Below are 26236 nucleotides of genomic sequence, written 5' to 3' on the forward strand. Positions count from 1 at the left end.
GCGACAACCCGTGTAATACCTGGTCTGCAGCATGGCGACAGAGGTGGCGACTGTCGCCGCTGTAAGCCTCTCTCTTGGGACTTTCTCGGCTAAGCCCACGCGAGCGGGAAGGCTCCGCATTCCCACTCGCATGGGCTCACATTAAAAACCGACGAACGACCACCCGCCCATGGAAAACCACCGGGCTCCAAGGTCTTCCAGCGCTACCGATTGGCGCAAAAGTGACCCCCAAAATGCTGTTGACCGCAAGCAGAACGAGCGCTAAACCAGAACCGTACAAGCGCTGTCCTCGACAGCACCCAGGTAGCCAGAACCTTTGAGGCTACGCCACATCGTGGTGGTTCCCCCTAAGTGCGATTAGCGTCCGGCGGCTCGCACGGTCACAGCGATGTGATGGATGCCACTTCTTCCAGAATGCCCACTGCGGCAACTCATGCCCCCTCTTGGCTGCTCTGCAGCAACTTATCCGCGTGGCCATTTCTTGCGCCAACCTTTTGCCCGTCTCTTTGCCCCCTAAAGAGACGGGCGCTCCTACCGCTGCTGCAGCCCAACTCGTACAAGGCTTTGCGGCATTTCCCCTCGTGACAATCGGCGTGACAAATACCGAAGTCACCAGCAATAGCGATGCAGATGATGGTGCCGCAGCCCAGGGAATGGACTGCACCTGACTGACAGTCAGGCATGCCCCGGTCATCGCATCACTGCCTTCACCCGACTCAGGATCTCGCGGCGCTGGTCTCGTCAGCCAGCGCAGCCTCCACCCGCCCACCGCTATCGGTGTTCAGGAGGCCAGATCATGAGATGCCCAAGCTCCCGGTCGTAAAGAGCCGTCAGTCCCGCGTTAGTGGACAACCCTCACAGGTCGCAGGGGCCTTGATCCCTGATAACACTCAACAACCGTGGCGGGATGAGCGAGGGCGAAGTCGATAATCTCAGGAGAATTGCGATGCAACTGTGCGAAGCGTTCGAGCCACCACAACCATTGCTGGAATACCAGCAGACGCCACTGCCGTACCCGGTCGAAGCACTCGGGAATCTGTTGGGCCCTGCGGTCGAACGACTGGCCGAGGTGATCGGCGTACCCTGCGCCATGGCTGCACAATCGGTGCTGGCTACTGCTGCCCTAGTGAGCCAGGGTCATGCCAATGTACAACTCGACGGCCGAACCTATCCGCTGTCCCTCTACCTACTGACGGTGGCGTCCTCGGGTGATCGCAAAAGCGCGGTGGACCATCTGGCACTGAAGGCGGCGCGCGACTGGGAACGGCAGCAGTGGGCCCTGTATGCGGAAAAGCTCAAAACCTATCGCGCCGCTACCACCATCATGGCCAAACCCAAAACCTCAACAAAGCGTGCTGAGGCAAAAGGCGGTGAGCTGTCCGAGCCGGTACCACCGAGACTGATCATTGCCGAGCCCACCATTGAGGCCCTGGTCAAAAGTCTATGCCAGGGCTTGCCCAGCATGGGCTTATTCAATGATGAAGGTGGCCAGTTCTTGGGCAGCACCACCATGAGCAAAGAAAACCTGCTCAAGGCGATCACCACCTTGTCGACACTGTGGGATGGCAGCCCCATCGACCGGGCGCGCTCCATGGCCGGAGAAAGCCTGCGCGCCTATGACCGCCGTCTTAGCCTGCATCTGATGCTGCAGCCCTACCTGGCCAACCAACTGTTCAAAGACCCGGTGATCAATGGCCAAGGCATCCTCGGGCGTTGCCTGATCAGTTGGCCCGAGCGCCTGGCCGGCCAACGACTTTACAAGGCGATCGACCTGACCCGAGATGCCAAGGTCCAGCGCTACCAACAGCGGATCACCGCCCTGCTGCAACAGCCCTGGTCGCTTCACCAGGATGGCTCACTCAATCCCGCCACGCTGGAGCTGACTGCCCGTGCCCGGCGTGCCTGGATTGATATTCACGACACTATCGAGTGCCAGTCTGGCGAGTTCGGTGAGCTAGCCGGCGTCCAGCCTGTCGCAGGCAAAGCCGCGGCGAATGTACTGCGCATCGCAGGTGTGCTGGCCATGGTGGAAGAGGCCAGTGCGTTGGACGAAGCACACATACAGCGCGCCTCCACGCTGATGGATTACTACCTGGCCGAGATCCAGCGCCTGACCGAACAGGAGCCGGTCAATAGCCGATGCGAAGAGGCGGATCGACTGCTGCGCTGGCTGGTACAGAAAGGCTGGACTCACTTCACCATTCGCGACGTCAATCGCAACGGCCCTCGTTTTGCCCGTAAGAGCGCTGACCATACCGCCTCTTTATTGGTCGTGCTGATCACTCATCGCTGGCTGACCAGCCGCGACGGAAAAACTTTCGAGGTTCGCCATGTTTCGCCTCAATGACGCGGTGCGCCGCTACCAGACGCAACATCAACCGCAGCCAGAATCGCGGTGTGTCGCCGCCTCAGTCGCCACCCTGTCGCCACGCGCCAGGCCAGAAACGACGCGGGTTGTCGCCACTGTCGCCGCAGTCGCCACACCACCCCTGGAACCTGCCCACATCACTCTGCTGATAAAGCAACTGCGTGAGGAAGGGGCGCTGCTGCAACACCACGGGAACTCCCTCCTGATTCGCCCGACACACTGGCAGCAGCTGGCCAGGCTCAGCCCCCACTGGAAAGCCCTACTGCTCTTTCTGCAAACAAACGAAAACGGTGAAGACGATGGCCCTGGTCGGTCGGCGTGATGGTCGCAACTTTGGCTATGGCCGCCAGCTGAGCTACGCCGGCCCACAAGCGCTAAAGGATTTGTTTGGCGGCGGCCACTTCGCCACGGTCAAAGCTCATAGCGATCGCTGGCAAGCATTCGTGCGTTGGTGTCGGTCAGAGGACGGTCCCGGTTACAACGATGCGCGCCAGATCGATCGACGGACGCTGCAAGACTACGCTGCTTACCTGCGCCAGCAGATCCAGCAAGGTGAACTCTGCATCGCGACCGCGCAGAACCGCCTGAGCAGCGTCAACCGTGCCCTCGCGGCGCTGCGCGGTGATCAGGACGTGAGGATCGCCAGCCCGAGTCAGGCGTTGGGACAACAGCGCTCGAGCGTACGCACCCGTGCGCCGGATGGCCAAGACCACCAACAGGTGCGGCGAGTACTCGAGGCGCTTGGCGAACAGCAACACGAGCGGGTGGCCGCGATTGTCCTGTTGGCCCGAACAACCGGCATGCGCCTGCGCGAAGCGATCCTGGCCGACCTGCCACGCTTGCACCGCGAAGCCGAACACTTAGGCCGCATCAACATCCAGGACGGCACCAAAGGCGGCCGCTCAGGCGCATCAGCGCCGCGATGGGTCGCGGTAAATGAAGAGGTGAAGGCGGCGCTGCAGTTTGCTCGTAAGGCATCGCCGCCCCGCAGCCGCAACTTACTGGCCCGCGACGAAAGCTACTCCGCGTTTCTGCAACAGACCCTGCTCCCCGCCCGAGAAACGCTGCATGAACAAGGGCTGAAGGGTTTCCATGAACTGCGAGCAGCCTACGCCTGCGAGCGCTACGAACAGCTCACGGGGCATGCCGCACCAGTCAATGGTGGCCACTGCTATCGCATTGACCGCGACCTTGATCAACAGGCGCGCCAACAAATCAGCCTAGAGCTCGGGCATAACCGGATCGATGTGGTTTCGGCCTACATTGGAGGTCGAGAGTGACCAAACCATTCGATATAGCGCTGTTCCTGAGCGGCGTACTGACCGGCTCGCAGGTCACGCAGCAACGACACCTACGGCAAGCCCGAATCATGCAAGCGGCCATTCAACAGCGATGGCAGCGAGACAATCCCTGGACCTGGCAGCTCAAGCATGTGCGCTGGTTTCTCACTCAGCACCTGAAAGACCATTCCGACGCCACCCGGTATTACTATCGACTCACCGCTCTGCTGATCTGGAAGCGATCAGGCAACGGCCGGCAATTGCTGATGGATCGCTCGAATCGTGAGTAGGCAGCCTTCCAGGCACACTTGTCCGCCGTCATCTATCTCCAGCGCGGATATCCTCTTGCTGATAAACCTGCTCGAAGCACACGCGGCAACGGCAAAAAGCGGCCAAAAGCAGCCTTTCGATTCGCCTAGTACACAAGGGGCAATTCACTAGGAAATAACGTATATACTAGTGCCACCTCTAGCGCGGTGATATTGAATGAACTTGAGTAGTCAATTTTAGTTTAACTCTCAGGTTAGCCTCTGGTGATAGACATATGCGTCCTTCAGGGCCGCCATGATCAACACTGAGTTTATAAAAAACCCTGACACATGCACCATCCTGTTGAATAGTTGTTATTTTTGTACCGTATCCAGTAAAGGTAATAACTTCGTAACTAAAAGAGGTAACTGGATTTTTATCTGCTCTACAAATAATCTCCATGCTTTCTATAGCGCAACCGATAGGTCCAGAAGATAAAGCGCCAAAAGGAAAATACGCTCGCCAGAATCTCTCTACTTCTTCAGGCCCGGGAAATTCTTTTCCAGTATCTTTGTACATCCCCTCTGCTTTAACGACGTGAACTCCCAGAAAAAACAAAGCGCTAAGCAAATATAGGCCAGTGGCGTAGGCTGGTTTTTTTAATTTCTCGATACAAGAACTTCTATTTTTTCGAGACGAGCCGAGGGTGCGTCTGTCAGGCTTTCTAATTTGTCGTAGTGCGTCAGATTTTTCGCTCATGAGCATCTCCTTCAGCTTCGAAAGAATTCGATAGTGCAAGCGTAGCAGCACTACCGGATTGCGAGCAAACTTTGCGCACATTTTAAACGAATACCGTCAATACAACCTAAGGCAATATGTGTTATTCCGAGAAATAGAAAGACCAAATCAATATTGCACAACTTTAAGGAAAATGATTGATGCGCCGAATTTAAACTGAAGCATCTTATAAATTAATGGACTATTCTTTATTCCATTACATCATAATAGCTTGCCTAATAATTTTTGACATTTTACACGCCAGGGGCTAAACCCAATAACGATACTGACCTTTTGATTGACAATATCGCACACTCAAGCTTGTTAGAGCATTCATGATTCAAAAATCAAATACAGCTTAAGTTGTCGGAGGTTTTTATGAGCCCGAAAGAAACCATCATAACCGCTCAAGATTTTGACGCCTTTAGTAAAGCCCTGCAAAAAGCTTAAGACTATCTGAAAGATCAGGGCTCCGACTATGTAATAAGCTCGTTCCAAGTTATTAAGACCGATGACTTGAAAAACGAGGCTTCGCGAGGCGGGCCAATATTAGTAGGGAAAAGTTCGCCAGAAGTTAAAGATATCTGCTGTGATCTCTGGGATTGCACATCCGGAAGGTGCCACTGCACACTGTGGAAAAATTGTTAAGTTATAACACATGACTGCGTATAACGCCAAGTCAACCAACAGCATATAAAAACATGATTCATGGTCTTTTCAATAGTCACGCAACGTTACCATGCCGGTTTGCGGATGACCGTGACATCCGGAAGAAAGTGTCGGTGCAAGCAGGGGCGACTGCTTCCCGTGACGAATGAAAGGAGAGCACCTAAGATTTCTTCAGGGTTGAGAAGCAGGTGTCGCTTTTGTTCGGTAACTCCAATCACCAGCGAGGACGATATGGCAGAAAGTAGAAAGAAGGCGGGCTCGAAGAAGCCCGACGAGCGGCACAACTCTGACATCCGAGAGCGTGAATACGAGCGTCGCTTCGCGATGTTGTTGGCGACTGCGTGGAGCGACAAGGCCTTCATGCAGAGGCTGGTACAAGACCCCGTGAAGTGTTTCGAAGAATTCGGTCTCACCTTGCCTGAGGGGCGAAAAGTCCACGTCCACGTCGACACCGCCAACGAGATGCACATAGTCATCCCAGAAGAGCCACCTGCATTTGACGAAGCCATCGAAGTTGAGCAGGCTCGTAATTGCTGGAAATCGAGCAAGTGCTGGAATCTTTGTGACTAGTGTCAGTCGCGGTGTATCGGGGAGTATGTATGCTTCGCGTTCCAGCCTTAAGGAAGGGTCTAAGGATTCGGATAGTTCGCGATGAGGGTATATGCCTGTTTGATGGGGCTGAAGCCACAGTAGTGAGCGACACCCGTCTTTGCGCCGTACTCGAGCTTGTCGATGGAAGACGTACTTCCTACGATTTGGCGCGACTACTTGCCGATCGGCTGCCGACAGCGGAAGTTTTCTACGCGCTCATGCACATGGAAGGCAAGGGATACATCATCGAAAGCCAGGCCTGTACTGACTACTCGCTTGTCGATGAACTCGCAGCCGCGAGCGGGGATCCGCGGAATGTGTCCCCTGAGCTGAAGAGTTGGTACGTTCTTGTCGAGAGCCTGTCGGTAGTTGAAGGGGCAGAAACCCGCCTCGCGGATTGGCTTAACGACGACGGATTGAGGGCAGGCACCAAGATGTTGGACGCCTATCCTGGTAGATGTATACGAATAGTCCTAGTTGATGATCTCCTCGACCCCCTATTAGCGAGATACTGCTTAAGCAGAAGTGAAGACGGAGACCCTTGGATAGTACTTAAGATCTCCGGCACTAACGGATGGGTGAGCCCCCTATTTCAAACGGCAAAGGTGCCGTGCTACAACTGCATGGCGTCCCGCATAAGCCAGAATCGCTTAGTTGAGACGTATGCGAACCGAAAACTCGGGCCTGCTGGCCAGATCGAAGCGACCGTCTTCCCTAGCGTGGAAAGAGGAACTTCCGGAGCTCTTAGTTCGCTCTTGCTCACGGTATACCTGCAGGGCCAATCGCTTAAGAACAATTCGCTGACGCAGTTCGACATACGTGACGCGTCGATAACCCGTCATTCCGTGATCGCGCTTGACGGGTGCCCAGCATGCGGAAACACGAACCACGAGTACTCTCCGCCGTTGCTCACGTCTCAATCCAAGGCTGACATTTCGGATGGAGGATATAGGAGCGTCCATCCAACGGAGACATTGACACTTGAAGATCGTCTGGTGAGTCCTATTACGGGCATTGTCAGCCATCTGTTCCCGTTGGATGGGGCTCCTGCCACGATGCCGGTGTTCTTGGCCAGACATAACTTTGGGTATCAACCCTCATCCCTCCTGGCAGGAGCGGACAACCTCGCCAATACAAGCGCAGGAAAGGGAAGAACCACGGTGCAGGCAAGGGCCAGCGCGCTCGCGGAAGCTGTTGAACGGCACTCGGTTTTCTTTCAGGGGTACGAGCCCGTTATAATCGGGAGCTTAGATACACTTGGCGAAGAGGCCATTCACCCTAACAGATGCATGCTGTTCAGCGAGCAGCAATTCTCCAAGAGGGATGAATGGAACCGACTTGCCCCGTGGAGCCTGCGAGTGCCCGAGTGGCTCGAGTCCTCCACCGAAATTGAGTGGTCACCAATCTGGTCGCTCACTAATGGTTTCATGCGATTTCTTCCCACCTCGTATCTATATCACACGCATCATCTGCCCGTGACGCAGAACGGAAGACGTTACTGTTTCTCCGATTCCAACGGTAACGCCGCCGGGAACAATCTTGAAGAAGCTGTCCTGCAAGGCTTTTTAGAGGTGGTGGAAAGGGATGCAGTAGCAGTTTGGTGGTACAACAAATTGCGTCGCCCCACTGTGTCTCTTGGATCACTCAATGATCCGTATATCGACGCACTAGCGGATCGCCACAGACAATTGGGACGAAGGCTGTGGTTGCTCGATATTACACATGACTTTGACATTCCGGTTTATGTCGCGCTGTCATGTCTCGACGGCGAAAACGGTGCGGGGACCGAAATTCTAACCGGTTTCGGCTGTCATCTTGATTCGAAGATAGCGGTCTCGCGTGCATTGACTGAACTGAACCAGATGCTGCCTAGGTCGCGAAGGGAGGGACGACATCATGTCGACGCCGAAACGCAAGACTGGTTCAACCGGGTAAGTCTTAGATCGCTCCCATTTCTCAGCGGGGACGAAAGTGAATGTGTCGGATTCCGTCCTGACGTGGGGCCTAAGACAAACGACATTCTCGACGACATTCATCACTGCGAATCCATTGCTCGGGCGCTGGGGCTCGAAGTCCTCATCCTCGATCAGTCAAGACGGGAGACGGGCCTCCATTCCGTCAAGGTTGTTGTTCCAGGATTACACCATTATTGGCGCCGATTGGGACAAGGGCGCCTCTATTCGGTGCCGGTGGGGCTTGGATGGCTAAGTGGGCAGTTGCGTGAGTCCGAGCTTAATTCCGTCGCTATGCTGGGCTGAGGAATCGACCTCTCATTATCGGTGAAGTACATGGATACTTGGAGCATAAACGCTGACGTTCAGGTCACCAGAATCGCGCTCGGCGAAATCACTGTGATGGTCTTGACCGACGTCTATCAGAATCCGGATGCGGTTCGTATATTCGCCATGAACCAGCGCGCCTGGACACAGGGCAGAGGTCTCTATCCCGGCCATTTCCTTTTTACGCCCATAACGACGAAGTTTTTCTGTCCGTTCCTCGGCAGGCACATGGGGCTACGGGTTCGACCTCACGTGGAGTACCAATTTGCGCCATTTGCGCGTATCCAGGGTGGCAAGGACCTCCAAGATCTGGAAAGCGTCCCACACATCGATGACTTTTGTGACCACGTGGGTGTCTTGTCGCTCAGCACTACAGAGGATATTCCAAGCACGGCGATCTGCGGAACCTCGTTCTGGAGGCATCTTCCGACTGGCGCCGAAATCGCCCCTGACTGCGAGCCAGTCAGCCGATTCTTTACCGCACCTAATTCGTCCTGGGAGCAGACGGGAGCGGTGCAGCATCAGTACAACCAACTGTTGATATTCCCCGCGAGAGCATTCCACCGGATCGATATGACCGGAGCCGGACCGCGAGCAAATCGGCTGACTCAGAATTTTTATCTGATCACATGTGGGCAACCTGAATGAGAAGTAACGCCTTTGCTGTTCTGGGGTTAAAGCGAAAGTCAGCTAAGCTCCGCGAATTCAACGAGGATACCCACGGGGTACTCGCAGCAGTTTGGTCTGCTCTTGACACCGGCATCTGTTCGCTGGAGGACTTGACGGATTTCTCGCTGCAGTTTTTCGATGTGAAGACAGCGGCGGTAATGATTAAGCGCATCCGGGAAATGCACGAAGCCGGCGCGTTGACTTTCTTCATTCACTCGCATGGCACTTGCATTGCGGAGTGTCGTGGCAACTTCCTCGAGACGCCCATGGTCAGTTTGAACGCGCAGTACCAATTGTCGCGCTTCGCTTATGCCACGGCGTCCGCAGAAGCAGATGTGATCTGCCTCAAGTCTGCTACCAGTCAAGACGAGATCCTGGTGCCTTTGTCCGTCGCTAAGGTCGTATTTGACGTGGTCGGGGTGGGAGGGCCCAATGGGAAAGTCCTAGTGGATTTGCTGACCTCCGCGCTTTCGCTTGAGTCGCCGACTGTTGCGCATACATTGCTTAGCGTGCTCTTACGAACCCAAATTGTGGACCTTGTTGATGTGTTGGGGGGAAAGCGACGTCAGCAGGTTTGGGAATTCCATGACCTCCTCTTCCATGCGCACTCAACGCAGAAGCGGGCTTCTCCTACACGCCACGGGGCTACCTTTCGCTTGGGTGCGCCCACAGGGCATCGGGACGAAATTAGCTACGAGAGTTGGCCTGTCGTCGCAATGCTCGCACGGGCCGATAGTGCAGACCTTTCTATATCTCTTTGGGACGTGTTGCAACGCCGGAGATCTCCCCCTTCCGACGCAGTCGGGGGGGAAGTGGGAATCACCGATTTAGGGAAGCTTCTTTCGGGGCTAGCTCCAGTAGTACGGAGTTTTGGGCGATCGGGGGAAGCCCAGTCCAGGCTCTATGCGGGTGCCGGTGGCTGCTATGAGCTTGAGTTTTATGTTCTCGGGTCCGATTCCTCCGGAGCCCTGAGTGGGATCCTCTATTACGACTCAAGCACTCACGCACTCAGGCAGGTATGTGGCTGGAACGACCAAGTTTCGGTGCTTAGGTCAAATGCCTGCAGGGCTACCGGGCGAATCGATTCTCCCGCGTTCATTATTCTAATCACGGCTCGCTTTACTCATCTGGCCTGGAAGTATGAAGGGATCGCTTACGCTCTGTGTCTGAAGGATGTTGGTGTGGTATTTCACCATATGTATCTGCTTGGCGCAGCGCTCGGTGTGGAGGTGTGCGCACTGGGTGCTGTTGATGCCGAACTATTCTCGAAGATCTCTTTCATTGATCCCCTGGAACAACCCCTCGTAGGCGAATTCATGATTGTTGGAGAGCGGCCGCTTGGTGACGCGTGAGACTAGTTGGGAGCGGCAACTCTTATCTGCTTGGGGCAGGCGCTCAACATTGTTTGAGGACAGTAGGACGTTGATTGAAGCTAGCGAGCTGTTCTGCTATCTGTGTGAACTGGGTAAGCCTGGCCTAAAGGGTCGTTTGCTGCCCTTGGCGACAGACAGCAATCGGCCAAAAGAAGTCTCTCAGGATGACCGCAAACAATCCCAAGCGCACCCCGCCTAGCGTCCGACCTGAGTCAAGTGATGTGGCTGCGGCAAGCGCTCTGGTAGGCGACAGTAATGTCTAGATTGAGTGAAATGGATCAATTGCTGCCGCATAGGTGGCAGCCGGTCTAATCATGCAAGGCGTGATGCCCGGACGCACGCCTGACTCTGAAAAAAGGTAGGCGATTCCGATGAAGGCCAACGTCAACCCTTTCGGCGGATATGGAAAACAAACGCTAAGGCCGCGCTAACAAAAAACGCAAGCGTCTGAGGTAGTTTATTAACCCCTCCGTGGCTTGAACACGCTCCCTGCCTACCAATTGACCCAGAGGCCCAGCCATCTCCGCACACCAAAGATCCCGCTAAAAGCGAGGCTACGATCCAAGCGAGAATAAAAACGATCACAGTCGGGATGAATGATGAGTGCTTTTTTGGGGATACTGAACCTTGATTTTTGTGGGTCACTGCAATTGGTGATACCGCTACCGTCGGCGAAGATATTGCCGACAGGTTAGGTTTTGACCTGTTCCGCTTACTGTGTTTTTTTTGTAAGTCACTTTTTCCTTCACGCTCATTATTGGGAAACATTGATGATTTCCACTGATGCGCACAACTACGACAATGGCGGTCTACTTCCATATCAGTAATGACACAGCCGCCAAGCTCTACTTCTCCTTTCTCGGCCAATGTCAAATCAGCGGCATCCGGCATTCCCCATAGCAACTGGACGCCATTGATTTTCTCACAGGATGGACAGATAGCTCTTTTCATCGGATTGCTTCTCCTTGCCTTTCCTCAGTTCTGCGCGCATGTCTGTGCGTTTGTAATCGCCGTCAATTCTGTCCTTGATGATTGTCGCCATGATTCGCGAGTTTTCGGCTTCGAACCAAGCTATCTCGTCTCCCATCGCCAGTGCCTGGGGCTTCTGCAGTAAGCAGCGAAAGCGTTAAATCGTGGGTTTGAGATAGGGCGCACGTCAACCTCCTGTAGTTGCATCAGATCAGAAGAGGATCTTAAGCAGTGGCAATCCTAATGAGAAGTGCAAAGCCGGTTCGGCCTACGCTTAAGCCGTTCGAGCAGAGCTTGGATCAGCCGAATCGTCACCAAAATCTATCGAAGAACGAAGAACATGAGGGCAGTCCAACTCCTCCTCGGCCAAACGAAGCTTGAACGCACCTTCAGATACCTCGAATTTGGTTGACTGACTTCCTCAGGGCGTGAAGCTGACGGTGGCGAGAGGCAAATATCGGCCAAAAGCGGACGCGGGCAACCACTGCTTTCGAGATTCTACGGTACGGTTTTTGGCGGACTGTGCGTTAATAACAGGCAGGTTTGCGTAATATTAAATAGTGTTCCATAACAACGCTGTAGAGCCTGCAAGGCGGTCTGAATTACAAAAAAATTCTCACACTCGAATAAAGTATGCCGATTAACACCTCGCAACTCTGATATGTGGTCTAGTCTGCTTACACCCTCAAGGACTTGGTGTAGATATGGTCACTCACGATCCCTTACGATTTGTCACTGGTTTAGGGGCGAAATTGGCAACGCGCTCCCGACACGTATGTACCTTTTTTGGAGCTGGAACTTCAAAGGCATGCGGCCTTCCAGACATTGCCCAGTTACAGGACCGAGTGCTTGCAAGCCTCAACAATGACCAAAAACCCCTATTAACCCTACTGCTTACAGGTCGAAACTTGGAACAAGGCCTTAGCCGGCTCAGGCGAATATCTGCACTGTTAGATGGCGATCAGACTTTAGACAACTTCACTGCTCAGACGGCATTAGATTTAGATCTGGCTATCTGCCAAATAATCATTAAAGAGTTAGACATTAGCAACGCCAATCTTACACCAAGTAGGTACTTTGCTGCTTGGCTTGCCCGTACAAATTACCACATGCCAGTTGAGATCTTTACAGTCAACTATGATCTCTTACTAGAAACCGCACTGGAAGAAATGCAAGTTCCTTATTTCGACGGGTTTATTGGGAATTTGCGAGCTCGATTTCAGACTGATCTCGTTGAGATTCGGCCAGGTTCTGAAGCAGAAGGTATCCCTGCTTTTTTTTCACGCTTGTGGAAGCTACACGGATCCGTCAACTGGGCATGGGAAGATGATCGCCAAATTGTTCGAGTCGGCCAGCCAGTCAACAATGAAATGGCGGCAGCGATATACCCCTCCGATACAAAATATGAAGAGTCGAGGCGAGTCCCTTTTCTTGTTCTTCAAGATCGCATGCGCCGAGCGTTTCACCAACCAGAAACACTTGTATTAGTAGCTGGCTATTCGTTCGGAGACGCGCATTTAAACGAACTATTCTTCGATGCCGCGATGCGACGTGAACGCACAGAAATAGTTGTTTTTTGTTATTCGACCATTCCAGATATTCTGGCCGCTCAAGCACTTTTGACGCCAAACCTCCAGGTGCTAGGCAACCAAGAGGCAATCATTGGGGGAGTAAGGGCCAACTGGGCAGAAACCGAAGAAGAATGTCCTGGTATACATGAGGGAAATTCATTCTTACTCGGAAACTTCAGCAAATTGGCAGAATATCTAGCAAAGAGTACTAGCCGTGACTTTGACAATGATATTCGATTGGAAAATATACTAAAAGCGGCAGCGGAAATCCAAAATCCAGGCATAGGAGAATAAGCATGTCATGGCAAGATCCGACATGCATCGGCAAGGTCAAAAACGTTCTTGGCGCTACTATCATAGTTGCACTCGACCCTAATCTTGCTGGAGTGGCACCAATTTACCGGGGACGACTTCAACCTATTGGACAAATCGGCTCGCTTGTTCGAATCCCTCAGGGCCTTATCGATCTTATTGCTACCGTAACTCTTGTAGGTATCGCAGAACTTGTGGGAAAAGTAGCTCTTTCCGATGCTATTGAGCGCGACGAACGCTGGTTAGAAATTCAATTACTCGGAGAGATTGATCGAGCAACGGGTCGGTTTCAACGAGGCGTTGGTGTATTTCCCGGACTCGATGATCCAGTTCATTTCGCGACGCCTGAAGAACTCGCCGCTATTTTTCCCCATGCGGATGATGAACATTTACGATTAGGGTGTTTATCCGCAACCGAAGACGTACCAGTTTGCCTTAACGCAAAAAAACTTGTCGTGCGACATGCCGCGGTAGTCGGATCAACAGGATCCGGAAAAACGACTGTAGTGGCATCTCTACTACAAAGTTTCATAAGAGGCGGCTGGAACGCAGCCAATATTGTAGTTGTAGATCCTCACGGAGAATATGCACGCGCTCTTGCGGAGAGTGCCTCCGTTCGTAGTGTGCTCGCTGACGATATGAACCGTCTCAGGGTTCCATATTGGGCATTGCCTGCAAGCGACATAGTAAGAATATTTGCCGGCGCGTCAGGCGGCCCGACATTCACTAATCGATTCAACGATCTTGTGGCGCAGGCCCGTAGAGAATTTGTTGCCACTTCAAGTTGGTTAACTCTTGATCCAAATGCCGTCACTGCTGATACGCCAGTTCCATTTGATATCCGTCCAATTTGGCACCAACTGGACTCAGAAAATCGTGAGACTCGCCGAGTAAAATCGGATCCCGGAACAGTGTGTCAGATTGATCCGGGCGATGCAGCTACGTTGCGATCAGGCCAATTCGAGCCTTATGGACCTGGAGGTCAACCGCCTCATCAAGGTCCTACATTCGGAGTCTACGGTTCAACACCTGATCTAATCCGTTTAGGACTACTTGACCCGCGTCTACGCTTTTTTCAAGAACCTACGGGTGATCCGGTTGGCACTGACCCACTCGTTGAGGTGATGCAAGATTGGTTAGGTGGGAATCGCGCAATATCGGTACTAGATTTCAGTGGGGTCCCTGCAGCAGCTGCAGATCTCGCAATCGGCGTCGTCTTAAATATGTTGTTTGAAGTCGCGCTGCGTAGTGAGCCGGAGGGGCCTGGAATTGGGCGCCCAAGTCCCGTTCTAATTGTACTAGAGGAAGCGCATCGATACCTCGGAGCATCTGCAAGCGCTGTTACGCGTGACTCAGCCAATCGGATAGCCCGAGAGGGGCGTAAATACGGTGTTGGTTTACTGTTGGTAACCCAGCGACCAACTGAACTCCCGGAAACAGCACTAGCACAGTGTGGAACGATAATTGCCCTTCGTCTTACGAATGCCGGAGATCAAGGAGCAATTCGTGCTGCGTTACCTGACAGCGTGGCAGGGTTGGCATCGGTTTTACCGTCATTGCGGACAGGGGAAGCTATAGTCAGCGGAGAAGCGCTTGTACTGCCAGTCCGGGCGATGTTGGATAAACCGAATCCAATGCCGCGAGCAGAAGATCCTTCTCTTGAGTCTTGGCGTCAAGCTCCGCATCTTCCAAATATAAGTGAACCATTAGCCGCATGGCGCGGCACCTACGAGGCTGAAGATGACTGAATGGATTGCTGTGTTTGGTTCAACTCGAATAGTTGCAGAAAAATACGATGCGGGTTCGGAAACCATTTATGTCAGATTTCCCAATGGCGTGGAATGGTGGTACTCAGCTTGTCCTCCGCACGTGTGGGAAGCGTTCACCGCGCCAGGACAGTCAAGGGGCCAATTTATTCATATGACGCTCAACCATAAACCAAATGGGCGAAATGCTTAAAAAGTCTCAGCGAAACTGGCAACACGTTCAGTCCAAATCCGACTGATTAATCAAGCCCTTTTCCCTGTTGAACAAGTAGTTTTATTAGCAAAATCCGCAACGTAAGCCATAAGGGGACACACCTCCTAGACATCTTGAGAAAAAAGGGATCAGACCACATGGATCCCTCAGTGTCAGACCCCGTTTTTGCCAGTGGCTTTTAATATTTAACCGCCGATAATAAAAAGCCCTCCGGCATACTCGATGACGAAGGGCTGCCAGGCTGGCCCTAATCTCCTGGCTTGTGCTTGTGGATAGGCAAAGTCGGGTGTTTCTTATCGTTGGGTGGGTCCACATGCCGTCTGCGGTCGTCCTTGCCATCCTCGCGTTTGGGCTTCGGGCCTGGCTTGATATCAGTAAACATACATACTCCTTTAAAAACGACAGATGAGAAGCTTTGAAAACGTAGCACATAGCCACCCATCTCGCTCATATCGCCAAAATAACCGACGCTGCCCAGCCGCGCTTTTGGATTGGGCAGCGGCAGCAGATAGGTGCGTTTGTCCCAGCCGCCAAAAAGGCAGAGGATTTCGTTATTACTGGAATGTCGTTACTTATTGAATCGCCCCCAATTTCGTGGGCGCTGACTGACCGCTTCTGGCCGATTCTGTTGAAAAAGTCGGCGATAGCTTCCACGGCAGAAAAGTACGCGCTTGAGATTGAAATCTTTACTTTGAGCAGCGGATTTCTGGCTCCGATTTCGCGTAGCAGCGCGCAAAAAAGGCGTTTTCAGCGGTCAGTATGCGGACAGTCTGGAAGGACCGACTTTTTCAACAGAATCGGCCGATTTCTGCCTGTCGCAACCGGCAGCTATGGGTAGTTCACTGTCAATCATGGTTACGAAACGTGCTGGTCAGATCGAATGCAAACGGGTGGTCAACTGGAGTGCAGTATTCCAGTTGGTATTCCAACTAAAAATCAAATTAGATATTAATGTTATAAATCAACAATTTACTAAACGGATTCAAATTACCCCGGCCCACCAATTGAAACACCAACGAAGCCCGCCCAGTGCGGGCTTTGTTGTTTCTGGCTGTATCGCAAGCCCTGCAACAGTCTGAAGCAGGACCCACGCTAACGATCAGTACTTGATGTCCCGGGCTGTACGACGGGTATCTTGCTTGGTACTGCGCTTGTCCTGGCGACACTCTACGTTGCTCTTGTCATTGCCTTTTCTACAATCATCCTTGGTTTGCCGGGCAGTGGAGCGCCCTTCCTGCCTGGTATCGCGAGCTTCACGCCGTTGTTGACCCTGCTCGGTTGCGTTGACGGGTAGCGTCACCCACTGCACGCCAGCGGCAATGAGCAGCATCGCCAGGGCTTTCAAGTAGTGCTTGCGAATCATGATTTTTCTCCAATGCCATATCGCTTGGTCGCTTCGTTCGCGCCCCCAGGAATTCAGCGAAAACGTGAGTTACATCGTACGCTCACAACTCACAAAAGCACTTTGTGGTACGTGAATTCTGACGATAGGGTCACATAGGCCGTCGCGCTAGGCTGTTATGTGCATGGTTGCAATATGGGTATCGGTAACGGCTGAGCTGTTTAATGCGGGTTTGCAGCCGACATTGATCACGGATCTGACGGTGGGGTAGTCACTGGACAGGACAGGCGGGTTGGGGGTCAGGCTTTGGGAGCATCATTTCAAGCACACGGTGAGATCGAGCGATCTGTGATCAGTGCAACCTCTTCACCGCGTCCTAGGACATTTCCCGCAAAACGCATCGCCTTTCATGAACTGGCGGACGCAACTTCTCGACGATAGCCTTCAGGGGTCGCTGCAAATCAGCGATCGGCTTTGACAGGCTGAAAAGTGTAACCTTCACACCTCCCAAATCAGACAGCATGCATTCGCGCATGTAGTCACGATTATGGCGGCTGTGCGCGGGGCACCTTCGGGTGCACCGGGTTCTCACACTTCCGGTCTGTCAACCCGCGTATAGCTGCCACCCAATCCTGTTTGACAGCAGGGGATGGCAGCTTCTCTAAACAGTGTGAGGAATGCCATCTTGAAAAAAAACAGCCCCAATCCCCCGGAAACCCCAACCAATTTAGCTGAAGACAAAATCGACTTATCGAAAACCACAGAACCCACCATCAGCGCCCGCCTCCGCAACCCCAATCACCTCGACCCCGTCAGCCACGTCTTCACCCTCCGCCCAAACATCGACACACCGTCCCTGCTCACCCACGCCAGCGAAACCCTCGCCTCGCTCAACGTCATGAGCACCGACCTTGCCTGCGAGCTTGAGAGTTCGCGTCGCAACATCGCCCTGGCGATCCAGCAGTTGGCCGTGCTGGCGCAATTGCTGGTGAACCGGGCACTGGACAACATCGCGCCTCTCGACGAAGTGGAGGCCTGAAATGAATCGATACATGCCAATGACCGGCATCGACTGCACCATCGCGTCGCTGCTGATCGACACCGAGGCACCGCTGGATGTGCTGCACGAAACAGCCGCCTATCGCATTCGAACCGCGACGCAATTGCTGGAGAGTTTCGCGGCTGATGAGGGTGTTTACAGCGAACTGGCGCGGGTGCTGGTCACGTCCCTGCGCGATGGATGCGATTTGCTGGATGTGGTTGGGCGACGGCTGCAAATGCAGGTTTGATCCTTGAAAAATGGACGGTCTCATTGAGGTCGTCCAACTCCAGAGCCGCGATCATCAAGCACGCAGTCGCCTCACCCCAACCCCCACCAATATCCCCAACACAATCGACACCAACGGCACCGCCCCCACCCAGGTCAGCGTCGGAAACACCAACAAAATCTGCGAGTCATTGCCGCCCAGCATCATCGATGCACCGGTCCCCATCAACACACCCGCGAGCAAATGCCTGACCGCTGTCGTCGCCGCAAAGCGCTGATAGTTGAACGTGCGGCGATACAAGGTGTAACAGAGCATGCCCAGCATCAGCATGGCGAACACCGCCACACGCGGGGTGGTCAATGATGTGTCGCCCGAGACCCAGAACATGTGCGAGAGATCGTAGAAAAACACGCTGGGCGTCCACAGTGGTTCGAAGGTGTAGAGGGCGCCGGTCAGGGCACCCAGCAGCAGGCTCGACAGCACCAGGTGTTTGTCGCCGTGAATCCGGATCAGGAACAGCAAAATCAGCAACACGATGCCAATGACCAGCCAGTAATGACGGCTGGTGATCATCGGCATTTTCAGCGCCCGGTGTTCGGTCAGCATGTTCAGGTGATGCCACAGCACGATGCCCAACACCCAGCCGAGGATGGTGAAGACCTTGTTGAGGTTGCCGCTGGCGAGCTTGGTGAGGGTGCCGACACTGCATCCGTCGTTGAGCACCGACGCGAGGCCGAACAACAACCCGCCACCGACCAGTGACAGATAGCCAACCTCAGGGATGAACAGCGGCTGACTGACGCCAGACAACGCGTAGAACGGTGCGAGCAACAAACCGAACAAACCGCAGCTGACCAGCGACACGAACAGGGTCGGCCGGCGTTTGAGCAGCAGCCCCATCGCATTGACCAGGCACATGCCCATGCGCTGGGACACCCAGCCAATGAGGAACGCCAGCAGCAGTGAAACCGGTAATGAAAACACTGGGCTCCCTGTTTCCGGGTGATGGCGCCGAGTCGATGCCTGACAGACAGATTAGTCGCTGGGCAAACACTTCGGATGAACCCGCAAAGCCCTTCTACACTCAATTCGCAATCGTCCTATAACCCTGTCGAATAGGCCTCCATGACCACCCTCACCGACCGTTTGAAGCAAGGCAAGGATGCGCGCAAGAAGTGCTCCCGCAGTTCGCAAGCAGCCTTGGGTAAGGTCGACCGCGACCCAATACCGCTGATCAAGGCGTCGAGTGAAGGACGCGTCAAATCCCTGGTGGAGTTGCGCTACGGACGCATGCTGGTGTCACCATTCACCTTTTATCGCGGCAATGCGCTGCTGCAGGCCCACGACCTGGCGGGCACCTCGAGCATGGGGCTGGTATCGCCGATTTGCGGTGATAGCCACCTGATGAATTTCGGGGGATTCGCAACGCCTGAACGCAACCTGCTGTTCAGCGTCAACGACTTCGATGAGGCCCACCCCGGGCCGTGGGAGTGGGACTTGAAACGGCTGGTGGCGAGTTTCCTGGTGGCGGCTCGCGATCTGCGTCATGGGGAAACGGTTGAAGAAATGGTCTGCCATCAGGTCGTGGGCGCCTATCAGAAAACCATGCTCGAATGCGCCGAACAAAGTTCGCTGGAAACCTGGTACGAATCCATCAGCTATGACGACCTGCTGGCGCAGGCCAACAAAAGCACTCTGGAACATGTGCAACGCGCCGTCGAAAAGGCCGAACGTCGCACCCATGCCGAACTGCTGCCAAAAATCAGCGAACGCGACGCCCATGGTCGTCTGATCATTCGCGATGACCTGCCGGAAATTTTCCACCTGCACAAAAACACCACGCTGCTGGATGCCGATGATGACTGGTTGCGCCTCTCGGACTGGCGTCCGCTCTACGACACCTTCATGCGCGACTATCGCGGCACCCTGCAAGCGGACCGCCGTGATCTGGTGTCGCGTTTTCACGTTCAGGACATGGCGTTCAAAGTGGTGGGCGTGGGCAGTGTCGGCACCCGTTGCCTGGTGGCGCTGCTGACCGACGATCAGGAGTTCCCGCTGTTCCTGCAATTCAAGGAAGCGCGACGCTCGGTGCTCGCCGGCTACGTGAAGACCAGGTCGCGGGTGCGGCATGAGGGGCAACGGGTGGTCGACGGCCAGCGGTTGATGCAATCGGCCAGCGACCTGTTCCTCGGCTGGACCACCGGTCCCAGCGGGCGACATTTCTATGTGCGGCAATTGCGCGACATGAAAATCTCCGCCGAACTCGAGACCTTCGATGGCGACGCATTCGCCGCCTATGGCCGGCTCTGCGGCCGGGCCCTGGCTCGCGCCCATGCCAAGTCTTCCGGGCACGCGGCGGTGATCAGCGGCTACATCGGCAAGAGCGACGCACTGGCCGATGCGCTCTATAAATATGCCCAGGGCTATACCGAGCACAACGAGCGCGATTTCGAGCGGTTCCAGCAAGCCTGCCGCAAGGGCCGCTTGCGGGCACGGTCGGAAGCCGACTTTGCCGCGGATCATTTGCCATAGCTATGTCGCAAGCTCTGGTACGGAGCTTTGAGCGAGATGAATTTTTCTTCACCCCACCACCCCGCGCGAGCCTGTACATTTCGCTCGCTCATTCAAGAAACTACGGTTTGCCCGCTCTCCCGCGGGCTTTTTTTTACCTGCGGGTTTGCGCCCATCACTGTGCCACCTGCGCGACGCTCCCTTGCGATGGCTCGGGCAGCAAACAGCCTTTGGCCATCCACTGGCAGTCTCTGACCCAGCGAAAGCCGGATTCCAGATCGCCGCGGTCGTTGTAATACCCCAGCCTGAGTTGAGTGGCGCTCAGATCGAGTTTGGCAAAACCAGCCCGCGAGTCAGTAAAGGTGCTATCCGGTGTTGGCGTTTGCAAGGCAGACAGCCTCTTGCCACCGGCCCCGGAAATCACCCAAGCGGGTTCGCCTGCACGCAACAGCAATTGCTGGTTGTGATCATGACCCGACAAAAGCAGATCGACGTGGTTGCGTTGCAACACTGGCAAGAGCCATGTGAGCAGATTCGACTCCTCGTCATGCTTGCCTTGATTGCGCACCGGGTGATGGGACGCGGCTATTCGCCATACCGGAGCCGGTCCGGGTGCCTGGTACGCCTGATCGATCAAGTCGATTTGCTGCTGCAAACTTTCACGGGGCGCCGAGGTGTCGAGGAACACCATCCGCACCAATGGCCGCCCGTCAACGTCACCGAAATCCTTGACGTAGAAATTCGCCGGCATATGCCAACGGCCCGATCCCTTGTGCTGTTGGCCGTACTCGATCTCGTATTTTTGCGACACCGGGTAATCGTGGTTGCCCAGCACCGCGTAGAACGGCACATGGCTGAGCCAATGACCCCAATAGACACGCTCGAATCGGGTTTCCCAGTGGAGATCGTGGGTGCTGGTCAATGGCTTGCCATAGAAGTTGTCGCCGAGGAAAACCACCATGTCCAGGCGCCCCTCCCTGGACGCAACCCGCTCCATGGCTTGCCCCACCCGCCACTGTTGCAGGTCACCGCTACCCTGATCGCCCACCGCAATCATCGACACCGATGCAGGGTCCAGACCATTCAACGGAACGTACGGCGATGGCGGCGTAAACAGCCAGTAACCACCGACCGCCAGTAGAAGAGCAAAGGCAATACCAAAGCCAAGCGCGATCCTCCGGAGCACCAACCGTTTTGCAGAAATCGAGGTGGAATTTGTGCGCTTCAATCAGGAACTCACTGGGCTTGGAAAGCCAGACAGGGTGGCGAAATGAAGGTCGACCTTCACCCTCAATAGATCACAGCAGTTGTTCACGATTTGTTAAGAAATCGTTCCGTACACTTTTTTCCAGCCTGTTTTTTTGGCCTTCCTTTTCCGGTAGCCAGAAGTTATGTCGCGCCCTGTCCCATCGTTGATCGCAGTCGCACACAAACCCTGAGCTCACTGGAGGTTTCCTCGGGCAAGAAAAAACCCGCCGCCCTTTCGGGTTGCGGGTTTCGCCGTTCAAAGCGGACTCAATTCACTGGTTCAGTCTGAGTCGCCGGTACCGGTTTTTGCGATTTGGACAGCACCGGCTGTTCCAGCCTCGCTCGCCCGTAAAACGCCAGCGCCGTCAGCAAACACGCCAGCCACACAAAGATCCCGGCCCAGAGGGTGTGGGACATGTAGTGCCAGCCTTGCAGCACCCGCGTTGTGCCGTAGATGAAACCGAGGGTCAGCGAGCCGTACATGATCGCTTTGGAATAGCGCCAGCGATAACGGCGAGCCACGAAGTACAACGCCAGCATGGTGAACCCGCCCGATGCGTGTCCGCCCGGCCAGCAGCGACCGTCACCGGCGACTTTCAGCAGGTCGAAATTCTCATACCACTCAACGTGCTCCTTTTTGCCGCCGTACTGGGTGGTCTCGATCGGGCAATACACACTGGTGTGGCCCTTGAGGTAGTGAATCACCCCGGTGCTGATGGAGAACGCGAACACCACGTAGAGAAAATCGCGACGGTGCCGGGTGGCAAAGCGCAGCACCGGTGCGACTTTGATTTTTTCCAGGAAGGCGATGATTTTCGAGTGTTTTTCAGCCTTCAGACGCGGCCAGAGAAACGACAGCAAGGCACCGATAATCGCAATTTCGCCGGTCCAGTTGGGAATGATCCGCGCCCATTTATGGGTGATTTTTTCGAACAGATGGACATGGTCCAACGGGTACGTCTGCGTTACCGGATCAAAAAAGTAATTGTTGAAGGCGATGTCGATGCTGGTCATGTCGAACATCAGAAACACCACGACCGCGCAGGCCAGCGGAATACCGAAATTCACCCAGTAAAAGCGGTAGCGAGAAGCGGTCAGCATTGTGAATCCTGATTAAAAAAGAGAAGGAAAAAACTCAATGAGTGCTCACCGAGCTCCAGTCGGAAGCGTCGATGTAGCCAAGCAAGCGCGGAGTCTGCGGGGTTTCGGCGGAAATAAACAGTGAAGCGCCATAACCCAGGGTCGAAGTCGGTAACTTGAGGTCTTTTTCCAGTTGCTCCATGCACTCGCTGTGGGTCACCAGAATCAGGTTACGCCCAGCCACTTTATGCGCAAGCGTGTCGCGCAGCATGGTGCCCTTGCAACTGATCAGCCAGTTTTCACCCGTGCCAACCTTGTTGAACATGAAGTTGGCGGTCTGCGCTGTACGCAATATCGGGCTGTTGTAGATATCGGCCTTGTCCAGGCCCAGGTGCTTGAACTGTGCCCCGAGGCTCTCGGCAACACTGCGAGAGCGCTCGGTAATACCATCGTTGCCGATCAGGCAAGGCGCCGAGGAGTGATCGCAGCGCTCGACGTGACGCACCAGCACGATCATGTCGCCCTTGGCCCATCCCGTCATCAAAGCCTGTGCACCGGCTAAATTGCCGTGAGCCAGGTCCGGTGCGGTGGCGGGACGTAACAAAAATACGGTCAGCGGGATGACCAGCAGCGCCGAGGCCAACACCACGGCGGCATTGCGATAGCGAGCATAGCGGTTCAAATCGATCGAGCGTTTTTTCCCGAAAAGACTCAGTCTCAATTCCACATCAAGCCGCCTCACCGGCACGCAACACCTCATTAGATCCCGAAAGGCTAAAGAAACGTGCGTTGCCGGCGAGTGAAAGACATGTGAAAAAAAGCTTAAAGCATTGCAAAAACCTTGTTACAGAATCCGCCGCACAAAAACCTTTCAGCTCCCGGGATTGCTGCCGATACATCCTGCTTACACAGCTTGGCGGCCCCCAAAAAAAACAATCTTCCAGCCAACCGACGATAGAGAAGCACTAAGTTCCTGGAGGAATGTGATGAATAGCTGGTTCGGCAACATCAGCGTGAACCTGAAACTGGGCCTGGGATTTGGCCTGGTCCTGGCACTGACCTGCATCCTCGCTCTGACCGGCTGGACCAGCCTGGGCGGGTTGATCGACCGCAGTAACTGGATGAGCGACATCACCCAGCTCAACGCCGGCCTGACCAAGCTGCGCGTGGTTCGCCTGCAATACATGCTGACCAACGGCGACGAAACCGCCGCACAGAGCGTGCAGACCACCCTCGACGCCTTCTCGGCCCAGCAGCAAGCCCTGCTGGCGAAGTTCAAGAGCCCGGAAAACCTCAAGCTGCTGCGAGAGCAAGGCGCCGTCATCGATGCCTACAAGACATCCCTGGGCAAGATGCGCAACGCCTATCGCGCCGGCAACAGCGCCCGCGACGCCATGAGTGCCAACGCCGAAACCGCCAACACGCTGATCAATGACATCAATACCCGCGTGCAGCAAATGCCGCTGAGCGACCAGCGCTTCGAACAGTTCCAGACCATTACGGCTGCAAAGGAGGCGTTCCTCCTGGCCCGATACGAAGTGCGTGGCTACACCGCCAGTACCGATGCCGAGACAGAGCAAAAAGCCGTCGGCCAACTGGACGCCGCCATTGCCAGCCTGAAACCGCTGAATGCGCATTTCGCCGATTCGCAGCAAGACGCCCTGCGTCAGCTGGAAACGGCGCTTGGCAACTATAGCGGTGCCTTGCAGGCCTACAAGGCCGCCAGCAATGACGCGGTGCAAGCGCGCAAGGAAATGACCGACCAGGGTGCCGCCATCGTGGCCCAGAGCGATCAGCTGTATCAGACTCAGCTCGATCGCCGTGACGCCGAAAGCGCCCAGGCGCGCACCCTGCAACTGATCAGCACATTACTGGCGTTGCTGGTGGGCATCATTGCCGCCGTGGTCATCACTCGCCAGATTACCCGTCCACTGCGCGAAACCCTGGCGGTGGTCGATCGCATCGCCAGCGGTGACCTGTCCCAGAACGTGGTGGTCAGCCGTCGCGATGAACTCGGCGTGTTGCAGCAAGGCATTGCGCGCATGGGCGTGACCCTGCGCGACTTGATCAGCGGCATCCGCGATGGCGTGACCCAAATCGCCAGCGCCGCCGAAGAGCTGTCGGCTGTGACCGAACAGACCAGTGCCGGGGTCAACAGCCAGAAAGTCGAGACCGATCAGGTGGCCACCGCCATGCACGAGATGACCGCCACGGTGCAGGAAGTCGCGCGCAACGCCGAAGAAGCCTCGCAAGCCGCTGCGGCGGCGGATGGCGAAGCCCGTGTAGGTGACAAAGTGGTCAACGAAGCCATCGCCCAGATCGAGCGTCTGGCCAGCGAAGTGGTGCGTTCCACCGAGGCCATGAGCGTGCTGCAACGGGAAAGTGACAAGATCGGCAGCGTCATGGACGTGATCAAGGCCGTGGCCGAACAGACCAACCTGCTGGCGCTCAACGCCGCCATCGAAGCGGCCCGTGCCGGTGAAGCCGGTCGTGGTTTTGCCGTGGTGGCCGACGAGGTCCGCGGCCTGGCCCAGCGCACGCAAAAATCCACCGAGGAAATCGAAGGCCTGGTGGCCGGCTTGCAGAACGGCACGCAACAAGTGTCGGCGGTGATGAACAACAGCCGCACCCTCACCGACAGCAGCGTGGCCCTGACCCGCAAGGCCGGCGAGTCGCTGGAGAACATCACCCGCACAGTGTCCAGCATCCAGTCGATGAACCAGCAGATCGCCGCCGCTGCCGAACAACAAAGCGCCGTGGCCGAAGAGATCAGCCGCAGCATCATCAACGTGCGCGACGTGTCTGAACAGACGGCTGCTGCGAGTGATGAAACGGCTGCGTCGAGTGTTGAACTGGCGCGGTTGGGGAATCAGTTGCAGATGATGGTGAGTCACTTCAGGGTCTAGGCCGAACACGTCAGCGCGTTGCCAGGAAGCCCTTTGAATAAAGGGCTTCTCTCATTCCAGGCAGTCGAGCTGCCTATTTGGCGAAGTTTTCGATTTTTACCTGGCCTTCAGGAAAGGTGGCGATGATTTCCAACTCGCCACCCATCGCGCGGATGTAGTTGCGCAAGGTGCTGATGTACATGTCTGTGCGCCGTTCCATTTTCGAGATTGCCGCCTGGTTGATGTGCAGGGCCTTGGCCAATGTTTCCTGGCTCAGTTCCTGGGCTTTTCGAAGCTCATGCAGAGGCATTTCTTTCAAGTGTTGTCGGAGCAACTGCTCTGCATCGGCACGTGACTCAGGCGACATGCGTGCTTGAAGCTCAGCGAATTTTTTAGCCATCGTTGCGGCCCTCTTTACCCAGTGTTTCCAAATGTTCGTCATACAGCTTTTCGGCCACGGGGACATGAACTTCATACCAGCGATCCTGACCAGTCTTATCGCCACCGATCAGCAATAACGCACATCGACGCGGATCAAATGCATACAACACGCGATAAGGGCGACCACCATGCTGTATCCGCAGCTCTCGGAGATTGCCATGTCGCGAACCCTTGATGTCGCTGCTGTGGGGAAATCCGAGACCCGGTCCGAAGAGCTCCAGCAAGTCGACACTCGCCGATACTGAAGCCTGCTCCTTTTCATTCAGATTGCCCCACCAATCGCCAAATTCATCCGTATATTCAACGTCCCATTTCATACAAATATGCCACCTGCGGAATATAACCTCAAGGGAATAACTGTATGAGTTTCAGCG

At 55.0% G+C, this 26236-nt stretch carries 24 protein-coding genes and 2 pseudogenes; 17 read left to right on the forward strand and 9 right to left on the reverse strand.

Annotation, left to right across the window (positions count from 1 at the left end; translation table 11 throughout):
• The first annotated feature begins 946 nt into the window (after positions 1 to 946).
• From AC1DWG_RS16120 to AC1DWG_RS16135, 4 genes are read left to right on the forward strand one after another with little or no spacing between them, the layout of a single operon-like run.
• A complete protein-coding gene (locus AC1DWG_RS16120; RefSeq protein ID WP_046031903.1) occupies positions 947 to 2347 on the forward strand; it encodes a YfjI family protein in 1401 nt (466 codons plus the stop codon).
• Positions 2331 to 2690 carry a hypothetical protein gene (locus AC1DWG_RS16125; RefSeq protein WP_046031902.1) on the forward strand — a complete coding sequence of 120 codons (360 nt, stop codon included), beginning with the start codon at positions 2331 to 2333 and terminating at the stop codon, positions 2688 to 2690. Before AC1DWG_RS16120 ends, AC1DWG_RS16125 begins: the two co-directional genes overlap by 17 nt.
• Positions 2668 to 3648 carry an integrase domain-containing protein gene (locus AC1DWG_RS16130; protein WP_477787988.1) on the forward strand — a complete coding sequence of 327 codons (981 nt, stop codon included), beginning with the start codon at positions 2668 to 2670 and terminating at the stop codon, positions 3646 to 3648. The genes AC1DWG_RS16125 and AC1DWG_RS16130 overlap by 23 nt, the downstream gene beginning before the upstream one ends.
• Entirely contained in the window at positions 3645 to 3938 is a 294-nt protein-coding gene (locus AC1DWG_RS16135; RefSeq protein ID WP_223542513.1) for a hypothetical protein, read from the forward strand. The genes AC1DWG_RS16130 and AC1DWG_RS16135 overlap by 4 nt, the downstream gene beginning before the upstream one ends.
• Before the next feature lie 178 nt (positions 3939 to 4116).
• On the opposite strand, the gene AC1DWG_RS16140 is transcribed toward AC1DWG_RS16135, so the two are convergent.
• Positions 4117 to 4656: a hypothetical protein gene (locus tag AC1DWG_RS16140; protein WP_477787989.1), complete on the reverse strand. Its 540-nt coding sequence runs from the start codon at positions 4654 to 4656 to the stop codon at positions 4117 to 4119.
• 918 nt (positions 4657 to 5574) lie between these two features.
• Between AC1DWG_RS16140 and AC1DWG_RS16145 the strand changes: the two genes are divergently transcribed.
• From AC1DWG_RS16145 to AC1DWG_RS16160, 4 genes are all read left to right on the forward strand, one after another.
• Entirely contained in the window at positions 5575 to 5913 is a 339-nt protein-coding gene (locus tag AC1DWG_RS16145; RefSeq protein WP_477787990.1) for a nitrile hydratase subunit alpha, read from the forward strand.
• A gap of 455 nt (positions 5914 to 6368) precedes the next feature.
• Entirely contained in the window at positions 6369 to 8192 is a 1824-nt protein-coding gene (locus AC1DWG_RS16150; protein ID WP_477788029.1) for a TOMM precursor leader peptide-binding protein, read from the forward strand.
• 30 nt (positions 8193 to 8222) lie between these two features.
• Entirely contained in the window at positions 8223 to 8861 is a 639-nt protein-coding gene (locus tag AC1DWG_RS16155) for a DUF6445 family protein (protein ID WP_477787991.1), read from the forward strand.
• Positions 8858 to 10234: a SagB family peptide dehydrogenase gene (locus AC1DWG_RS16160; RefSeq protein WP_477787992.1), complete on the forward strand. Its 1377-nt coding sequence runs from the start codon at positions 8858 to 8860 to the stop codon at positions 10232 to 10234. The genes AC1DWG_RS16155 and AC1DWG_RS16160 overlap by 4 nt, the downstream gene beginning before the upstream one ends.
• 405 nt (positions 10235 to 10639) lie before the next feature.
• Here AC1DWG_RS16160 and AC1DWG_RS16165 read toward each other — a convergent pair whose 3' ends face one another.
• A complete protein-coding gene (locus AC1DWG_RS16165) occupies positions 10640 to 11206 on the reverse strand; it encodes a hypothetical protein (protein ID WP_477787993.1) in 567 nt (188 codons plus the stop codon).
• A 722-nt stretch (positions 11207 to 11928) separates the two neighbouring features.
• Between AC1DWG_RS16165 and AC1DWG_RS16170 the strand changes: the two genes are divergently transcribed.
• The 3 genes from AC1DWG_RS16170 to AC1DWG_RS16180 are packed head-to-tail and all read left to right on the forward strand — an operon-like array spanning position 11929 to position 15066.
• Complete coding sequence (locus AC1DWG_RS16170) at positions 11929 to 13089, forward strand: SIR2 family protein (RefSeq protein ID WP_477787994.1); 1161 nt, start codon at positions 11929 to 11931, stop codon at positions 13087 to 13089.
• A gap of 2 nt (positions 13090 to 13091) precedes the next feature.
• Complete coding sequence (locus AC1DWG_RS16175; protein WP_477787995.1) at positions 13092 to 14855, forward strand: ATP-binding protein; 1764 nt, start codon at positions 13092 to 13094, stop codon at positions 14853 to 14855.
• Complete coding sequence (locus AC1DWG_RS16180; protein ID WP_477787996.1) at positions 14848 to 15066, forward strand: KTSC domain-containing protein; 219 nt, start codon at positions 14848 to 14850, stop codon at positions 15064 to 15066. The genes AC1DWG_RS16175 and AC1DWG_RS16180 overlap by 8 nt, the downstream gene beginning before the upstream one ends.
• A 1120-nt stretch (positions 15067 to 16186) precedes the next feature.
• On the opposite strand, the gene AC1DWG_RS16185 is transcribed toward AC1DWG_RS16180, so the two are convergent.
• Positions 16187 to 16450 (reverse strand): hypothetical protein, encoded by a 264-nt coding sequence (locus AC1DWG_RS16185; protein ID WP_477787997.1) that lies wholly within the window; start codon positions 16448 to 16450, stop codon positions 16187 to 16189.
• A 196-nt stretch (positions 16451 to 16646) separates the two neighbouring features.
• Here AC1DWG_RS16185 and AC1DWG_RS16190 point away from each other — a divergent pair.
• The 3 genes and pseudogenes from AC1DWG_RS16190 to AC1DWG_RS16200 all read left to right on the forward strand — a co-directional run.
• Positions 16647 to 16781, forward strand: a pseudogene (locus tag AC1DWG_RS16190) (hydrolase); the annotation flags it as partial.
• Positions 16782 to 17114: 333 nt separating this feature from the next.
• Positions 17115 to 17468 (forward strand): DUF6124 family protein, encoded by a 354-nt coding sequence (locus AC1DWG_RS16195; RefSeq protein ID WP_477787998.1) that lies wholly within the window; start codon positions 17115 to 17117, stop codon positions 17466 to 17468.
• A gap of 1 nt (position 17469) precedes the next feature.
• Positions 17470 to 17718 carry a hypothetical protein gene (locus AC1DWG_RS16200; protein ID WP_477787999.1) on the forward strand — a complete coding sequence of 83 codons (249 nt, stop codon included), beginning with the start codon at positions 17470 to 17472 and terminating at the stop codon, positions 17716 to 17718.
• 54 nt (positions 17719 to 17772) lie between these two features.
• Here AC1DWG_RS16200 and AC1DWG_RS16205 read toward each other — a convergent pair whose 3' ends face one another.
• Positions 17773 to 18681, reverse strand: coding sequence for a YeeE/YedE thiosulfate transporter family protein (locus tag AC1DWG_RS16205; protein ID WP_477788000.1), 909 nt, complete (start codon positions 18679 to 18681; stop codon positions 17773 to 17775).
• A gap of 141 nt (positions 18682 to 18822) precedes the next feature.
• Between AC1DWG_RS16205 and AC1DWG_RS16210 the strand changes: the two genes are divergently transcribed.
• On the forward strand, positions 18823 to 20229 hold the full coding sequence (locus tag AC1DWG_RS16210) for a DUF2252 domain-containing protein (RefSeq protein WP_477788001.1): 1407 nt from the start codon (positions 18823 to 18825) through the stop codon (positions 20227 to 20229).
• 154 nt (positions 20230 to 20383) lie between these two features.
• Here AC1DWG_RS16210 and AC1DWG_RS16215 read toward each other — a convergent pair whose 3' ends face one another.
• The 3 genes from AC1DWG_RS16215 to pmrG all read right to left on the reverse strand — a co-directional run bounded on the left by AC1DWG_RS16215 (position 20384) and on the right by pmrG (position 23263).
• A complete protein-coding gene (locus AC1DWG_RS16215; protein ID WP_477788002.1) occupies positions 20384 to 21394 on the reverse strand; it encodes a metallophosphoesterase in 1011 nt (336 codons plus the stop codon).
• Between the two features lie 329 nt (positions 21395 to 21723).
• Positions 21724 to 22557 (reverse strand): phosphatase PAP2 family protein, encoded by an 834-nt coding sequence (locus tag AC1DWG_RS16220; protein WP_477763157.1) that lies wholly within the window; start codon positions 22555 to 22557, stop codon positions 21724 to 21726.
• 34 nt (positions 22558 to 22591) lie between these two features.
• Positions 22592 to 23263: a lipopolysaccharide core heptose(II)-phosphate phosphatase PmrG gene (gene pmrG, locus AC1DWG_RS16225; RefSeq protein WP_477788003.1), complete on the reverse strand. Its 672-nt coding sequence runs from the start codon at positions 23261 to 23263 to the stop codon at positions 22592 to 22594.
• Between the two features lie 394 nt (positions 23264 to 23657).
• Between pmrG and AC1DWG_RS16230 the strand changes: the two are divergent.
• Both AC1DWG_RS16230 and AC1DWG_RS16235 read left to right on the forward strand, forming a co-directional pair.
• A pseudogene (locus AC1DWG_RS16230) lies at positions 23658 to 24584 on the forward strand (methyl-accepting chemotaxis protein); the annotation flags it as partial.
• Positions 24579 to 25442 carry a methyl-accepting chemotaxis protein gene (locus AC1DWG_RS16235; protein ID WP_477788030.1) on the forward strand — a complete coding sequence of 288 codons (864 nt, stop codon included), beginning with the start codon at positions 24579 to 24581 and terminating at the stop codon, positions 25440 to 25442. The pseudogene AC1DWG_RS16230 and the gene AC1DWG_RS16235, both read left to right, overlap by 6 nt.
• 73 nt (positions 25443 to 25515) lie before the next feature.
• Here AC1DWG_RS16235 and AC1DWG_RS16240 read toward each other — a convergent pair whose 3' ends face one another.
• A complete protein-coding gene (locus AC1DWG_RS16240; protein WP_218429176.1) occupies positions 25516 to 25821 on the reverse strand; it encodes a helix-turn-helix domain-containing protein in 306 nt (101 codons plus the stop codon).
• On the reverse strand, positions 25814 to 26179 hold the full coding sequence (locus AC1DWG_RS16245; protein WP_477788004.1) for a type II toxin-antitoxin system RelE/ParE family toxin: 366 nt from the start codon (positions 26177 to 26179) through the stop codon (positions 25814 to 25816). The genes AC1DWG_RS16240 and AC1DWG_RS16245 overlap by 8 nt, the downstream gene beginning before the upstream one ends.
• Positions 26180 to 26236 lie beyond the last annotated feature (57 nt).

This window comes from Pseudomonas sp. P4_B3 (genome assembly GCF_056402295.1).